This window comes from Pseudomonas sp. F3-2 (genome assembly GCF_038804275.1).
In the GTDB taxonomy this organism is placed as follows: Bacteria; Pseudomonadota; Gammaproteobacteria; order Pseudomonadales; family Pseudomonadaceae; genus Aquipseudomonas.
In genome coordinates, this window is sequence record NZ_CP152388.1 from 4,803,256 (window position 1) to 4,818,113 (window position 14,858).

Below are 14,858 nucleotides of genomic sequence, written 5' to 3' on the forward strand. Positions count from 1 at the left end.
GGGTACTCCTACAGGCTGGCGACCAGCGTTTGCTGGTCGTCGTCAAAGTTGACCGCTGCGATCCGGAGCGGCACGGGGGTAAGGGTCAGGAACTCATAGCGGCGGCAGGTGCGCCCGTATTGCTGAATCAGCACGCGAAGCAGTTCCGGGTTCTGGGAAAGCTGCGAGTCTGTGAAGCGGAGCAGCACCACATCCCAGTCGAGCCCAGGCATGCGTTCGTCGATCTCGATGTAGCCGACGCCCAGCCGCTGCAGGATCCGCTTCATTCCTGCAGTGCTGCCGGCGTCTACCGCGTTGATGAAGGCGTATTTGACGCGCAGGCGGTAAAGCGCCTCGGGCTCGCCCTTGAACCGGGTGATGTCCCGCTGCCAGGCCAGTAGATCGAGAACAGTCAGGTGGCACGTTTCGGCATCCATCTGCAGCAGTGGCCAGCGCATCCAGCTCTCGGCCTGTTCCCACCATCGCTGCGCTGCCGCCTTGAGCTTGGTTGGCTCGGCGCCGTCGAGCCAGAAGGGCAATTCGAGCTTAATCACGCAGGTTCACCTCGAGGTTCTGGATCCGGGGAATGCTCAGCTCGGACACGATGTCGACATTGGCAAAGTGCAGCGACTCAAGGCCGGCGAATTCCTGGTGCAACTCCTCGCCCAGCCGGCTGAATGAAAACCTGGACTGGGGGAAAGTCAGCGTCGGCTGATAGTCCTTTGCCGTGCTCTCGCGAAACGCAGCACGGATGAACAGCTCTACGTCAGCCTTGAGCGCGGCACGCTGCAGCTCGGTCAACGTCGATCGCGGCCAGATATCCACCGCGATGTCGTTCAAGGTTTCAGGCATGACCATCACCAGCAGGTCGTCACCATGGCCGTGATTGCCCTCGTCTCGAATCTTCGCGTTGATCTGCAGCAGGTAAGCGTCGGCCGGCACGCCAGCCTCGAACAGCACATACGCATTCGCGCTGCCGGGGCCACGCGGGGCGCCGTGCTCGAAATACACGCCGTTTGGCTGTACGCCCGAGAAAGCTGCGATCAGAGCCCGGTACACAGCGTCGGTGTGCCACTGGTTGACCGCTGAAAACTGGTTGCGAACCCGTAGCCGCAGATCCTCGTCCAGCTCGGAGTCCGCACCAGGTGACGTCAGCCAGTCCTCAGTGTTCGTCACGGCGACGATGCCCGGTACCGGAACTGGCAGGACGGCGTAGTAACCCGGCGCCAGGTTGAACCCGCTGCCCTCCTCGATCGCCTCGACCGGGATCTGCAGCTGCAGCAGTCCTTCGGCGAAATTGCCGACTGCCGTGGTCACCAGTTGGTAGACGTGGCCGTTGATCGAGCTGGACTGCACCACCGTGCCGATCGGCACCTGCAGCGCGCCGCCTGACGCCGATCGGGTGAACAGAATCGTGCCCTGGGATTTCACGGCGCTTTTGCGGGTGACGTTGACCGCCCATGCCAGCATGTCGAGCCAGGCACCAGTCGCCGTCTTGACGAAGAAGTTCGGCAAAACGGTGTCGCTGACAAACGTCAGCAGCCACAGTACCGGCTTGGTCACCAGGGCAGTCACGACGCGCCAGAACGGCGAATAGCTGCTGGTGTTGGCCAGCTTGCTGCCTTGCGCGGCCACTTCGGCTTCCCATGCCTGGCGCAGAGCCGCGTCAGTCGTAGGAATGCCGGCGTCCGCCAGCGCCTGTTTGAAATCAACGTCACTCAAAGGGTTACCTCGATATCGCCGAATTTGAGGGTTTTGGCCGTGACCAGGTACTGGCCAGGCTCGAGCTGGGTGATCTTCGCGGTGCCGGGAACCAACCGGATGTCATCCTCGATCAGCAATTCCATCTGCTGGATGCAGTCGCGTTGCTTGAGCCGGTTACGCTCGGCAACAAGCGTCACCAGCAGCCCGCTTTCGCGGATCATGTGCGCGATGTCCTGCGCGATGCAGGCACGGTCCTCGACCGGCACAGGCTGACGACTGGCGTCCAGGGCGAAGTCATTGCCGACGATCAGCAGATCCACGTATTCGCTCATCCAGGCACCGCCATGCCGATCATGTTTTCCAGCTCCAGCGGGCTCATGGGCTTGCTGTTCTCGATCGTCATGTTCTCGATGTGGGTTCCGCGGTTCTGGGTCTGGCTGTTGTTGTTCTGAATGGCGCGCAGGAAGCCGCCCTGCGGCACGGCATTGGGTGCGGTCGGGGAAATGCTGGTGGTACTCGGGCGCAGTTGCTCCTGTGTTTGAGGATCAACGGCGGCAGACAGCCCGGCGACTTCCGGCACCTTGGGCAGCGCAGCAAAGGACGTCTCGATATTCACGCCTGGGATCTTGTTCAGCAGCTCAACCAGACTGCCGATCGCATCGGTGAAAATAGCGACGATCCCGTCCCAGGCAGCGCTGGCCATACCCGACCAGCCGCCCATCGAGCCAAACCAGTCGGACAGCGCCTGCAGCTGCTCGGAAACCCACTTGAAGGCAGCGGTCTTCATCAGCGCACTGGTCCACTGGTCCCAGTAGATGACGGCGGCGACCACCGCTGCGATCAGAGCGACGATGCCAACGACGATCCAGATCACCGGGTTAGCAGCCAGCGCCGCGTTCACCAGCCAGATCGACGCCTGCCACAGCAGCATTCCGGTGCGAACCAGCCCCATCCAGGTGTACATCACGACCAAGCCGGCGACGAACAGGGTCACCATCACCGTGTGATACAGGAACATCGCGATACTGCGCAGGCCCGTCCAGGTGAGGAGCTTCCAGGCGGTGACCAGGGAGAACCAGACCAGCCGGCTCAGACCTACAACGGTCGTTAGCGTGGCCAGCGCGCCGGCGAGCCCGAGTATCACCAGTGTGACAATGCCGATAACCCGGGTGATGTTGGGGAACAGCTGCGTCCAGCGCGTCAGGGTCTGGGCAATCCCGGTCAATCGAGACATCAGCGGCGTGAGCAGCGGAATCAGGGATTGGCCGAAGGCAATACGCAGCGCCTGCACCGCCGCGCCGAACTGCTGCCACGGATCGACCATTGCCTGGGCCATCTTCTCGGCGTTCTCCAGCCCGCGCACCTTGCCCAACTCTTCCAAACCGTTCTTGAATCGGTCGGTATCCTTGGCCAAGGCGGTGATCACGCGTGCGCCCTCGTTGCCGAAGGCATCCGTCAGTTTCTGGGCTGCGGTTGCGCTGTTCAGATCGCCCAGCTTGCCCTGCAGCTTGTCCAGGATGGTTTCCATCGGCAGCAGGCGGTCATTGGCGTCTGTGAATGTCAGCCCCAGTTTTTTCGCGCCATTGCCGACGTTTTCGAAGAATGACTTATAGAAACCGCCGGCATCGCCGCCTTCCATGGTGCTGCTCAGCGTGCCCAGGACGGCAAACTGCTCGGCAAGGCTGACGCCGGCAGACGTTGCGACCTGCCCTACTTCCTTGAAAGCATCCTTGAGCTGTTCGCCATCGGTGCGGAAGAGCTTCACAGCCAGCGCTGTCTGGCCCGTCAGCTGCTCGACCCACTGCACACGACCGATCGCGTCTGCCTGCCCTTTGAACAGGTTGTACATCGTGCCGACGTACGCTGCCGTGGTCTCGGCATCGGAATGCGTGGCCTTGGCCAGCAACGCACTGGCACCGGTCACTGCAGCGAGCTGCCCCCCGACCAATCCTTTGATCGCGCCGTCTACGGTGCGCGCGGAGGCTACGAACTCCTCGGCGCTGGCCGCGTAGTTAACGGAAAACTCTAGGGCCTTGGTGTTCAATGCCGCCAACGCGTCCTCGGCAACGCCCAAGGCACGCACGTTGCCCAGCGCCCGGTTCATCTCGAGCGCTGGTTCCAGCGATTCGGAAATGGCCACGCCGGCGCCCACCATCCCAGCGAGCCCGATGCCCACCTGTTTGATGTTCTTCTCGCCCTGGGTCGCCAGTTCGGAAAAACTGGTTTTCACCTTGCCCAGGGGCGCGCTGACCTTGTCGGTCAGGCTCAGGATGAAAGCCAAGCGGGCAGCGCGGTCAGCCATGGGTGTTCTATCCGTTCAGCGCGTGGGCAATGCCGTTTGCAACAGCGATTTCCATGCGGCGCCAGTGTTCGTCTTCAAGCCACTTGGCCGTACCCATGTTTTCGATCGAGGGTTCGGCACCAGGCAGCCAGCGATTCGTCAGGGCAACCAGCTGGCCCAGACTGTCGTTCGTCAGGCTTTCAGCGAGCCCGAGGACTTTTTTACGATTACGTCGACGTCAGGCGAATACTCCTCGAGGAGCGCGCCGGCGATGGTCATGGTGGTAACCGGATTGGCGAGCAACGGTTTCAGCGCTGCCTTCTGCTCTTGCTGCACAGTGCCCATCAGCAAGTTATTCGCCGGGGCGACCTTGTTGTTCTGGGTGGTGGAGTTGAAGTACTTCGTCACGTCAGCCGGCGTCAGGTGAAACAGAAACTCATCGCTACCGATTTCGAGGGTGATATCGCGGTTTACTTCGGTCATTTGGGTGTATCCGTTTGAGGGGTTGCGGTTGTACCTGGTGCGCGCATGCACACCTGGCGAATTTGGTCCTGCAGGCCGAGGATCATTTGCTTGCTCAAGGCGAGCTGGCTGCGAAGGGTGAAATAATCCTGTCGAGCGTCTGCTGCGAGTTCGGGGGTGGCTGCATCAGCCACGCCGGCGGCGCCGGTTGGGGCGGGCACTGCAGGTTTGCAGGTGGCACGGACTGACAGCCGCTTACGGCCGTCGTCAACATCGCGCTGGAGAGCAGCGTTTTGAGCGCTTGCAAGGTTCAGTTCCTCGGTACGTTTCAGGTCGATCGCGTCACGTGCTGCGAGCATTTCGCCGCTGATGCGAGCCGCGTCCCTCAATCCATCGCGCTCGGTGATTGCACTGTCACGCTCACGGATCGCGGTCTCGTATTGGTCCAGTGCCCAGTCGACGGCCAGCCAGATCACCAGTCCGAAGAACAGGGTTCGCAGCAGTAGCTGCAGCGGGCCGATGGTCATTTCAGGCACAGCTCCATTTCAGCGATCCGGCGGTTGTGCAGGCCCTGGACGAATTGCTTTCGTCCATTGGCCAGCGTCACGTAGGACCAAACCGGTGATCCATCCGGCGCATAGGCCAGCGCCTTGCAGCCCTCAGCGATCCGACCGGCATTGATCAAGCCCACGGCCCGGCTGGCGCAGGTGTTCTGCGTTCCGACGTTATGGCCATGGCTGCTCAGCGCATCGAACGTGTTCTGGCCGATCGCCTGATTGGTCAGGCAGTCCGCCAGGGCAAGCTGACCTTTTGAAACCACCAGGCTTTCCACCTCGGCGCAGCGCGCGTCGGACCAGTAATCACCCACCACCACCGGCGTAGGGCTGGTGTAGCGAGTGATGCCCTTGCACACCGTCGGCAGTCCGCTGGCCAGCTTGTCCGCATAGGCAACGTTTTGGCCGGTGCCTTCCCACTTGCCCAGGAATGCCGTAACCGTGCTGCTGGCCAGCACCAGGGCGCCGATCGCGATCTTGTGCCGTAGGCTCATCCCTTCACCTTCCAGTCGCGCAGCATCTGGCGGTACTTGGGCACTAGCAGAACGATCTGCAGCACCATGTAGAGCGCGGTCAGCATGTAGGCGACAGCCGACCAATCAACGGCGCCGGTCGCACCGGTGGCGGCTACGCCGATCGCGGGTGAGGCTTTGGCCAACGCCAGAGCGGTGTCCTGGGCGGCCTGATTCGCGCTCATCGCTGAACCTCTTTCTCGTAAATCGTCTGGCACGGGACGCAGCGAAGGATGCCGCCGAGCGCCTGGCGCGCAGCAGGAATCGCGTTCTCGCAGTCCTCGCAATGGGTACGGCTTGGCCCGGACGGCCGCTTGCGCGCAAGCTGGGCTTTGATGGCCTGCTCGCGCTGACGCAGCTCCAGCGCCTGGGCGCGGTCGAACGGGCAAACCATCAGGTCAGGCCCTCGATCTCGGAAGCGTCCAGGTAGGGCACGCCGTTGATCTTCACGAAGTCCGGACTGGTCACGTCAAACGGCAGCTTGTGCTTGTGCTTCTCGCCGCCCTTCTGATCGATGTTCAGCAGGCTGGACAGGCGCAACTTGCAGCCGAACGCCTCAACGCGCAGTTCCTCATCGCCCGCCTTGGCGAAAAACACCATGTCGAACGGATCGAGGGAGCGGAAACTGCCGGCGGTTTTAGCCGCCTCGATCAGCAGATTGAAATTGGTGGTGTCCATCTCGATTTCGCCTGCAGCAGCCACGTCACCGTCGACGTGCCCGTTCGGCACGCCTTTGGTCTGCGCGACTGCAGTGTTATCGGTGATGTCCAGGGTGCAGGTCTCGACATGGACCTGCAGATCGCCCAGGTTCACGTCGAAGTTCTTGCCGCCAATCTTTGCCGCCATGGGTTACTCCGTATCGTCAGTAGAAAGATCCAGCGCGATGTTCGCGGTCAGGTCTTTCGGGCAATTGAGGGGACGCAGCTTGATGTACGCCTCGACGGCGGTTTTGCTCGTCCAGGACAGAACGATGTCGCCATCCTTGGGCGGCTCGATCTCGCCGGGGAACACCTGGCCGGCGAACGTCGTCGACTTCGCCATGGCGCGCAGCGGCGCCATCAGGGCGTTGGTGTTCACGGCCATGCTGTTGGGGGTGTTGTTCAACCGACGGTCAGCGACACGACGGATCAACAGCGGTCGAATCTGGCGAGCGGCCTTGTCGGTCGTACGCAGGTACTCGATCACCTGGAAATCGCTGGCCGGCGCGTCGAGCATGTTGCCGTCGCCCCAGTACACGCCCGGATAGTCGGGGTAGGTCTGGCTGACAGAGAACCGGGCCTTGTCCAGTTCAGCGCGCAGCGCGGACTGCAGCGGCACGCCGTCCTTGTCTGACGGAACGTCGCCCAGGCCGAGCAAGGCCCCGGAAGCCACTCGCATCGGGCTGTCGGCAATGCTTGCCGCTGCGTTCGCCAGGCGTCCGGCCAGAACCCCGAGGTCATTGCCATGGAGCTGGGGAACGACGAGCACGCGCGGCGCCAGCAGATTGAGGGTGATTGCCTTCTGCGCGACCAGGTACTGATCCCAGGTCTGAGTCGCTTCGATGCCGCCGCTCGCGGCCATCACGAACACACGGCGACCATAGGTGTTGTTCAGGGCAATCGCAGCGTCGTGCATGTCAGAGAGTTCTGACCCTTCGTCGACCGGCGTGGTGATCACCACGGCTTCAACCGAGTAGCCCTGCTGCTGGGCTTTCTCCAACGCGTCCTGCCAGCCAGCTTCCGGGGCAACTGGCGCGGCCAGGCAGGCCCAACGATCACCACCGTTCAGGCGCGCTGCGGTAATTTGGGTTTTCAGATCGCTGGCCGGGATCCCCAGCTGGACGTCCAGATCGCTGTCGGTGTTCAGCGGGATGAGGCTGCCGACACCCTTCGGGCCGACGCCAATGAAAAGAAAATAGCGTTCAACCGAGGTCACAGCGCCCTGACTGAGATTGAGGTTGTTAACGCTGACTTTGCCGAGTGCCATGCAGTGCCTCGCTAGCGGGGAGAATTGAGGATTTGTTGCAGCACCTGGTTAACCAGCAGGCTGGTGTCCCGGTCGGTGCTCACGCCGAGGAACTGGCGTTTCGGCAGGGTGATGTCCCAGCTTTGCGCACCAGTGGTTTCGGTTTTCTGGTCATCCAGGATGCGAATCAGCAGACCCGCCTTGGCGTAGTTGACGTGTTCCTGAATCCACGCCACTGAGGGGCGGGTCAGGCTTTTCTTGCCTTCTTGCCGGACCTTGAAACCCAGACGGCGCAGACGTTTGGCCTGCTTTTCAGTCGCGGCCAGTCCCGGTGGGGTCTTGTTCCACTTACGCATCTGCGCAGCGGTGCGGCGCTCTGACACGCCGTTGTGCTGCTGGGCAGCAACCCAGCGGGTCAACGCGTTGCGCCATCCCAGCTCGGCTTCGTCAGCGCTCAGGCGGGTGACCATCAGCAGCTTGCCAAGGCCGGCTTCCATCTTCTTTTTGCCCTTGCCGTCGCCCTTACGGGGCGCGAACGGGGTGCCGTCGACGTTCTGCTGCTGACGAATGCGCTGGCGACTCATGCTGCGCACGCGCTTGGTGACGTTGTTCAACAGCCGGCGGCGCAGCTGGGGCGGCAGGCTCAAAAGTGCGAGCTGTTCCTGGACGCCCAGATAACCGCGCACGTCGAGGTCGAAGGTGCTACGCGCCATCGCCGGTCACCTCGCCACGCTCAGCCACCCACAGATCAAACGGGATGAACGACCAAGTCTTGCCGTAAGCGATGATTTCGCCGGCAGGATCCTCGGCCAGATACTGCGGTTCGCTGAACTCCAGCTTGATGTCCACATCCGCCAGATCGTCATCGAGCATGGTGATGTCGAACTGCGCCGGCTGCAGGTCATCGCGGTCGTCGTCGTTGGTTTCCAGCCAACTGCCCACCAGCGCCATCAGCCGTCCTGGGTGATCAGCGAAGCGCTCCAGGGCGATGGTCGCTGTGTAGTTCATGTCGCCCATGCGCATGCCCTGCTCGTCCGGCTTCCAGATCAGTTCCAGATTGACCTGATCCGTCCAGCTGTCGAGCTGCTCAGCGGCCACCAGCTGCCGCTCAATGAGGTAGGCGGTCAACGCCTTGAGCTTGATCACTGCAACGACACCGTGATGCGCCCACGACCCTGGAGGGACCGCACGGCTTGCTGGCTGAAAGCGAGAAATGTTTCCGCTCTTTCCGGCTGCTCTTTGCCGGTGTTCTCAGCGCTTTCACGGCGGCTGACCGTGGCGAACTGGGTCAGCAGGCTGGCTTTGGCCCGCGTGTAGACGGCGCGTTTGTACTGCGCCACTTGAAAGGAGCGCTCCGGCAGGACGGTGGTGTCTGCAGATTCAACGCTTGACACTCCAGCGCCCTGCCAGCGCGCTTTGCACCTGGCCACATCGATGTTGATTTCGTGCATGGCCGTCGTCAGCTCAGCGGCCAGCATCTCAACCAGGTATTCCGCAGGAAGGCGGTAACCCTTCTGAAACTCGGACACCGAGAGGTCGGGCCAAAAGCCGTCGTTCTCGATCGCCTGTTCCACAAAGGTGGTGGGTTTACCTGAAAAGCTCATTGCTGGCCGCTCGAATAGGGCGGGGAAACTGTTTCCGTAGGTCGGGCCATGAATGGTCGGCCTATGTCCACAATTCCCCGCTGGGGGGGTAGTCAGTTGGTTGGTTCGGCGCGCTTGAGCTGCCTTTTCAGGCCGAGGCGACAGTGGTCCATCCGGGTGCCTACGCCGATTTTTGAGTAGAGCAAGGTGGCGCGTTCGTAATGCTGCAGCGCGGTGTCGAACTGCTCGGCCTCTTGAGCACGGATCCCGATCAACTTGTGGTACTTGGCCGGGATCTGCTCGGGGAGCGTCCATTCGCCATCCACACGGGGCAGCAGATTCGACAGGTAAGGTTCCGGACTGCGCTGCGCGTGATATTCGTCGTATGCCCACTCAATCACGGCATCAGCGACGAAGGTCGGAATGTCGCGCTTGAAGCGTTCAGGCATCGGCTGACCCTGCGTCATCGCGAAATCCGCCAACTCCAGACCCTGTTCGAACTCCTGGACGTCGAACAGCCACACCAGCACTTGGACGAGCACCGAGTTTTCGAAATTCAGGCCCGAATCCCGGTAGCGTTGAACGTAATCCTGGTACTTGGGCAGCAGCTCTTCACGCTTGAGCTGCTGGCGCAGCTGCAGGCTCTTGATCGCACTGAGTCGTTCCAGATCGACAGCCATCGCGTCCAGCATCAGCTTCAAATGCTTCTTGGCGTTCGCAGGGCTCGACAGCGCCGTTTCAGACGAATACGCGGCAGGATTGGCACCGGCGCCGGCGTCCACTGGACCGTTTGCGATCACGCGGCGCTTATGCGCCAGTGCCAGGCTCATGCGGCCACCAGTTCGACGTTCTCGATCATCGCGAACTTTTCCAGCTGCTCGATCACATAGCCTTCGTTGCGGCTGTTGTAATCCTCGACGCGGGAACGTTTCGGATTGTCGACCGTTTGCTTACGCCAGCTGGAGTCCTGGAAGTAAATCGACAAGTTGTCGAAGCTGGTGACCACGACGGTGTCAGTCGGGAAAAACGGCACGCTGAAACTCGGCAGTCCGCCGTAGGTGGCGATGACCTGGGCGTCTTCGATGCGCTCTTTCTCAGTCGGCACATCGCCCTGTTTGGCGTAGAGCTTGGCTTTGTCAGCGGCAAGCAGGTCGCTGCCGATGATTGCGACCAGGTCGCCGCCATCGCGCAGGCGCTCGTCGACCATCTGTTTGGTGTCATGCACCAGAGCGTCGAGGTTCGCGTAGTCGCCGCCGGCGCCCAGCGTCACCTTGCCGGCCACTTTGCCTTCTTTCAGCACCTGCTCAGGGATCTGATCGCGGGCGATCTGCAGCCAGCCTTTGTTGACGTCCTGCAGCATGGGGAACGCGTCGAGGTCCGTTTCCACTGCGGCATGCGTGCCGTGGAATCCGACCATGATGCGGTCCAGCGCGATTTGTTTCTGCACAGCGGCGGAGTACTTCTGCGCGAACTCCGGAAACTTCGCCCAGGCGTCGATCTTCGCGTAGGGAATACCCACGTCGGATTCGGTCGACGACAGCTCGTAAGTGCTGTCATCCAGGGCCGAGACGTCCTTGGCTTCGCGATCGGTGGTTTTGGTGTTGGTGCGACCAGTTACCGGGCCGGAAACGCCCAGGAAGACCTTTTGACCCTTGATTTCGGACACGCCGATGACGTTGATCCGCTGCAGGAAGTCAGATTTGGCAGTGATCGCGTCGTTCAGCTCCTGGGCGATCGTCGGCTCGACGCTGAACATTTTGGTGGCCAGCTCGACGCCGTAGGTTTCGGCGACGTCCAGCTGCATCTGCGCATACATTTTTGCGCCAAGGACGCTCAAATTCTGGGACATGTCAGAGCACCCGCGCTTTCTTGGGATCTGCGGCGCCAGTAGTACGCTGCAGGTCACGGCCTTTAGGAGTGTTCAGCAGTTCACTGAACTGTTTTTCGAGTCGAGCCATGCTGGCTTCGAGTGCCTTGTTGCCGGCACCTTTGCGACTGAACTCGCGATCGGCCTCGGCAGTGCTGACGATGTCGTCAACAGCGCTTTGCACGTCATCGATCGGAGCTTGCTCTGGCTCGGGGGCTTCTTCGGCAGCAGGCTCAATCACCGCCTGAATGCCAGCGGCGACAACAAGCAGTTGAGCCAGCAGGGCTTTCAAGGCCGTAGCTGTAGCTTCATCCATTGGGGGTTTGCTCTCTTTGGGGTTTTCGGGGGTGTCGGTCGACGCAGCCGGCTGCTGTTCGTCAATGGCGAAACGTTTGAAAAGGCTGGTGAGCGTCGACACCAGCTTGGCCAGCTCGCCCTGGGGTTTCTCATCGCCTAATGGGCCAAGCTCAACCGAGGCGGCGTAGTAGGCGGTCTTGCCCGTTTTGTTCGAGAAGTACAGCTCTTGCGTACCGACGCTGGCAGGCTCGTCAGTGACAGCCATACCAGTCAGATATGCTTTACCGGTGCCCCGGAAGTTCGGGGTGATTTCGATGCTGCTGAACAGTTTTTGGCCTTGATCGTTGAGCCACAGCAGACGATCGTTTGGCTTCAGCTGCGCTTCGAGAGCGACTTGGCCAGGCTCAAGATCCTCGGCTTCCTCGAGCAGGCGAACAGCGAACACGGTGCCGTGTGAGCCGTGCCAGCGTTTGTGATCACACCAGATCACGGCCGTGTACAACGACGACTTGTAGGTCTCAGCGATATCGCGCAGTTCCTGGGGAAGGATCTCGCGACCATCGACGGTCGGGCCGCTAGTGGCGACGCGTTTCCAGTACGAAACAAGGGAACGGGGCATGGGCGTTAACTGCGCTCAATCGGTGATTTGAGGCCCCAAGATAGGGAGCCCGCGCCCCTCTAACAAACGGTTCTCCTGCGCTTATCTCCTATATTCGCGTTGTAGGTTATTCGCGGAAATTAACCCCGCGTTTCCAGCGTTTTCGCCGCATAGACTGCGGCCCATGTACTACTCAAACGAAGTCAAAGAAGCCGCCAAACGCCTGTTTCTGCGTCGCTGCAAAGCGAAGGAAATTCAGGCGCATCTCAACCTGCCCAACATCCGGATCGTCTACTACTGGATTCGCCAGGGCGGGTGGGAGGACATGCTTTCTGATGAGGAGCCGCTGACCGCTGTCAGCCGGCGGATCACCCTGTTGCTGGAGAAACAAACGACCCTGACCACCGGGGAACTGGACGAGCTGGACCGGCTGACTACGCTGCGCGAACGGCTGGCCAAGCAGTGCGCCAAACCCAGTCCGGCAGCGCCTGTCGAGCAGCAGGCCGACCCAGGCGCCCGCCGGGACGAAGCACGCGGCAACAGACGCGATCGGGGAGAACGTAGCGGCAAGGGTGGGCAAAAACGGGAAAAAGCCGCAAAGAACGACGTCAGCGAGCTGACGGAAGTGGACTTTCTCGACAAGTTCATCAGCAAGATGTACGGCTACCAGAAAGAGCTGTTCGCTGCGAAACAGAATCCGCTGACTGCGCGGATCCGCAACATCCTCAAGTCGCGCCAGGTGGGGCTGACGTACTACTTCGCCGGCGAAGCCTTCATGGATGCTGTGCTGACGGGTGATAACCAGGTGTTCCTGTCAGCCAGCCGTGCCCAGTCCGAAATTTTCCGCAGTTACATCATTTCCTTCGCTCAGGAATGGTTCGGGCTGGAACTGACTGGTAACCCGATCGTGCTCAGCAAGGACGGGAAACCGTGGGCAGAGCTGCGCTTTCTCAGTACTAACAGCAGCACCGCGCAGGGCCACCACGGCCATGTCTATGTCGACGAATATTTCTGGATTCAGAACTTCGAGAAGCTGAACACCGTTGCATCGGCGATGGCCACCCACAAAAAATGGCGCAAAACCTACTTCTCAACGCCCAGCGCGGTGTCGCACCAGGCGTACCCCTTCTGGACGGGCGAAGGCTTCCGCAGAAGCAAGCGCAAGGCTGCAAAGGAGCCGTGGCCAAGCGATCAACACATAGCCGCTGGTGCGCTGTGCCCGGATGGCCAGTGGCGCAAGATCATCACTATCCTGGACGCCATCGCCGGCGGCTGCGATCTGTTCGACCTCGAGCAGCTGCAGCTGGAATACGACGAAGACAAGTTCGAACAGCTCTTCATGTGCAAATTCATCGACAGCACGCAAAGCGCTTTCAGCCTGGCGGACCTGGAGCGCTGCTATTCCGACCTGTCGCTGTGGACCGACTACGATCCGACGCTCGACCGTCCCTTTGGCAACAGCCCCGTATGGATCGGCTACGACCCAAGCCGCACAAGGGACGATGCGACCTGCGTGGTCATCGCGCCGCCGCTTGAGACGGGCGGCAAGTTTCGGATCCTGGAAAAACACAGTTGGCGTGGGCAATCGTTCAAGTACCAGGCCGAGCAGGTGAAGAAGCTGACCGAGCGCTTCAACGTGCAGCACATTGGCATCGACACCACAGGCATCGGTTACGGCGTGTTTGACCTGGTGCGCGATTTCTACCCTCGTACCACCGCCATCCACTACAGCCTTGAAACCAAGAACACGTTGGTGCTCAAAGCGCAGGACACGATTCAAGGAAGCCGCATTGAGTGGGATGCAGGATGGAACGACATTGCGCAGGCTTTCCTGACGATCAAGCGCGGCACGACTGGCAGCGGGCAAGTCACCTACAGCGCTTCACGCACTGACGCTACGGGTCACGCAGACGTTGCATGGTCGATCATGCACGCGCTGGCCAACGAACCTCTCAACACCAACAAGTCGCGGCGCAGCCGCTACGCCCTTTCTGGATCAGCACCCAATGTCACGACGCAGAACAAAGCAGGTCGAAACCCCGGCGCGCAGGCCAACGCGCGCGTTTTCATTCGGAGCGCCGGAACAAGTCCTGTCGGACAACATCGGCCAATATCTCGGCGTGTTCGCCAGCGACGACGGCCGGATCTACACCCCGCCAGTCTCCCGGATCGGGCTGGCCAAATTGCTCAAGGCCAACGCACATCACGGCGCGATTCCAGGTTTCAAGCGCAATCTGTTGCTGCGTGAGTTCATTCCGTCTGCTGGCCTGTCGACGGCAACGATGAGCCGTACAGCGCTCGACTTCATGGTGTTCGGGGAAGCGTACCTGTACTGCCAGCCGAACGCGTTCGGCCAGGTGCTCGAGCTGCAGCACCTGCCGGCTATCAACATGCGTGTGAGGATCGAGGGCGGATTCGTCCAGTTGCAGCCAGGCGGAAAGGAGATTGAGTTTGCCGAGCATGAAATCGTCCACATCCTGAATTACGACGTGGAACAAAACATTTACGGCGTGCCGGATTATCTCGGCGGCCTGCAGGCGCTGCTGCTCAACGAAGCAGCCACACTGTTTCGCCGTCGCTACTACAGCAACGGCGCGCATGCGGGTTACATCTTCTACACCAACGACCCCGACTTGACCGAGGCAGACGAAGAACAATTGCGGGCTCAGATCAGTGCCAGCAAGGGCGTGGGCAATTTCCGATCGATGTTCGTCAACATCCCAGGCGGGACCGAGAAGGCTATTCAGATCATCCCGGTAGGTGACTTCCAGGCGAAGGATGAGCTGGAAAAGGTTAAGAACATCACCCGCAACGACGTCATCGCGGCGTGGCGCATGAACCCCGCGCTGGCCGGCATCATCCCGGAAAACAGCGCCGGATTCGGCGATATCGAAAAGATCGATCGGGTGTACACCAGCAACGAAATCAGGCCCATCTGTCAACTTTTCGACCAGGTGAACGATACCCTGCGCGCTGACAGGAAAATCAGCTGGAAAGATCCTACAGAAACAGCTGAAAACACTATATCTGGTGTTTAGTGAAGGGATCCAACCTAGAAAACATGGCAATATAGTGGC

At 60.8% G+C, this 14,858-nt stretch carries 19 protein-coding genes; 2 read left to right on the plus strand and 17 right to left on the minus strand.

What is annotated here, in order from left to right; genetic code table 11:
* Positions 1–8: 8 nt before the first annotated feature.
* The 17 genes from AAGQ88_RS21580 to AAGQ88_RS21660 all read right to left on the minus strand — a co-directional run bounded on the left by AAGQ88_RS21580 (position 9) and on the right by AAGQ88_RS21660 (position 11,802).
* The gene (locus AAGQ88_RS21580) at positions 9–533 is read right to left on the minus strand and encodes a phage tail protein (protein WP_342653514.1); all 525 of its coding nucleotides are present in this window, start codon (positions 531–533) and stop codon (positions 9–11) included.
* Positions 526–1,701, minus strand: coding sequence for a baseplate J/gp47 family protein (locus AAGQ88_RS21585; RefSeq protein WP_342653515.1), 1,176 nt, complete (start codon positions 1,699–1,701; stop codon positions 526–528). The genes AAGQ88_RS21580 and AAGQ88_RS21585 overlap by 8 nt, the downstream gene beginning before the upstream one ends.
* The gene (locus AAGQ88_RS21590; RefSeq protein ID WP_342653516.1) at positions 1,698–2,015 is read right to left on the minus strand and encodes a DUF2590 family protein; all 318 of its coding nucleotides are present in this window, start codon (positions 2,013–2,015) and stop codon (positions 1,698–1,700) included. The genes AAGQ88_RS21585 and AAGQ88_RS21590 overlap by 4 nt, the downstream gene beginning before the upstream one ends.
* Positions 2,012–3,985, minus strand: coding sequence for a phage tail tape measure protein (locus AAGQ88_RS21595; protein ID WP_342653517.1), 1,974 nt, complete (start codon positions 3,983–3,985; stop codon positions 2,012–2,014). The genes AAGQ88_RS21590 and AAGQ88_RS21595 overlap by 4 nt, the downstream gene beginning before the upstream one ends.
* A 171-nt stretch (positions 3,986–4,156) precedes the next feature.
* The gene (locus AAGQ88_RS21600) at positions 4,157–4,447 is read right to left on the minus strand and encodes a putative phage tail assembly chaperone (protein WP_342653518.1); all 291 of its coding nucleotides are present in this window, start codon (positions 4,445–4,447) and stop codon (positions 4,157–4,159) included.
* A complete protein-coding gene (locus tag AAGQ88_RS21605) occupies positions 4,444–4,953 on the minus strand; it encodes a lysis protein (RefSeq protein ID WP_342653519.1) in 510 nt (169 codons plus the stop codon). The genes AAGQ88_RS21600 and AAGQ88_RS21605 overlap by 4 nt, the downstream gene beginning before the upstream one ends.
* Positions 4,950–5,474: a lysozyme gene (locus AAGQ88_RS21610; RefSeq protein ID WP_342653520.1), complete on the minus strand. Its 525-nt coding sequence runs from the start codon at positions 5,472–5,474 to the stop codon at positions 4,950–4,952. Before AAGQ88_RS21610 ends, AAGQ88_RS21605 begins: the two co-directional genes overlap by 4 nt.
* Positions 5,471–5,677, minus strand: a complete 207-nt coding sequence (locus tag AAGQ88_RS21615; RefSeq protein WP_342653521.1) for a hypothetical protein — start codon at positions 5,675–5,677, stop codon at positions 5,471–5,473. Before AAGQ88_RS21615 ends, AAGQ88_RS21610 begins: the two co-directional genes overlap by 4 nt.
* Positions 5,674–5,886 carry a TraR/DksA C4-type zinc finger protein gene (locus AAGQ88_RS21620; RefSeq protein WP_342653522.1) on the minus strand — a complete coding sequence of 71 codons (213 nt, stop codon included), beginning with the start codon at positions 5,884–5,886 and terminating at the stop codon, positions 5,674–5,676. Before AAGQ88_RS21620 ends, AAGQ88_RS21615 begins: the two co-directional genes overlap by 4 nt.
* Positions 5,886–6,338, minus strand: a complete 453-nt coding sequence (locus AAGQ88_RS21625; RefSeq protein ID WP_342653523.1) for a DUF2597 family protein — start codon at positions 6,336–6,338, stop codon at positions 5,886–5,888. The genes AAGQ88_RS21620 and AAGQ88_RS21625 overlap by 1 nt, the downstream gene beginning before the upstream one ends.
* A 3-nt stretch (positions 6,339–6,341) precedes the next feature.
* Positions 6,342–7,457 carry a DUF2586 domain-containing protein gene (locus AAGQ88_RS21630; RefSeq protein ID WP_342653524.1) on the minus strand — a complete coding sequence of 372 codons (1,116 nt, stop codon included), beginning with the start codon at positions 7,455–7,457 and terminating at the stop codon, positions 6,342–6,344.
* Positions 7,458–7,468: 11 nt separating this feature from the next.
* On the minus strand, positions 7,469–8,149 hold the full coding sequence (locus AAGQ88_RS21635) for a phage virion morphogenesis protein (RefSeq protein WP_342653525.1): 681 nt from the start codon (positions 8,147–8,149) through the stop codon (positions 7,469–7,471).
* Positions 8,139–8,582 carry a phage tail protein gene (locus AAGQ88_RS21640; RefSeq protein ID WP_342653526.1) on the minus strand — a complete coding sequence of 148 codons (444 nt, stop codon included), beginning with the start codon at positions 8,580–8,582 and terminating at the stop codon, positions 8,139–8,141. The genes AAGQ88_RS21635 and AAGQ88_RS21640 overlap by 11 nt, the downstream gene beginning before the upstream one ends.
* A complete protein-coding gene (locus tag AAGQ88_RS21645) occupies positions 8,579–9,040 on the minus strand; it encodes a head completion/stabilization protein (protein WP_342653527.1) in 462 nt (153 codons plus the stop codon). Before AAGQ88_RS21645 ends, AAGQ88_RS21640 begins: the two co-directional genes overlap by 4 nt.
* Positions 9,041–9,132: 92 nt before the next feature.
* Positions 9,133–9,849, minus strand: coding sequence for a phage terminase small subunit (gene gpM, locus AAGQ88_RS21650; RefSeq protein ID WP_342653528.1), 717 nt, complete (start codon positions 9,847–9,849; stop codon positions 9,133–9,135).
* Positions 9,846–10,868, minus strand: a complete 1,023-nt coding sequence (locus AAGQ88_RS21655; RefSeq protein ID WP_342653529.1) for a phage major capsid protein, P2 family — start codon at positions 10,866–10,868, stop codon at positions 9,846–9,848. The genes gpM and AAGQ88_RS21655 overlap by 4 nt, the downstream gene beginning before the upstream one ends.
* A 1-nt stretch (position 10,869) precedes the next feature.
* Positions 10,870–11,802, minus strand: coding sequence for a GPO family capsid scaffolding protein (locus AAGQ88_RS21660; RefSeq protein WP_342653530.1), 933 nt, complete (start codon positions 11,800–11,802; stop codon positions 10,870–10,872).
* Positions 11,803–11,965: 163 nt separating this feature from the next.
* On the opposite strand from AAGQ88_RS21660, the gene AAGQ88_RS21665 reads away from it, so the two are divergent.
* Positions 11,966–14,029 (plus strand): terminase family protein, encoded by a 2,064-nt coding sequence (locus AAGQ88_RS21665; protein ID WP_342653531.1) that lies wholly within the window; start codon positions 11,966–11,968, stop codon positions 14,027–14,029.
* Positions 13,956–14,819, plus strand: a complete 864-nt coding sequence (locus tag AAGQ88_RS21670; protein ID WP_342655858.1) for a phage portal protein — start codon at positions 13,956–13,958, stop codon at positions 14,817–14,819. The genes AAGQ88_RS21665 and AAGQ88_RS21670 overlap by 74 nt, the downstream gene beginning before the upstream one ends.
* Positions 14,820–14,858 lie beyond the last annotated feature (39 nt).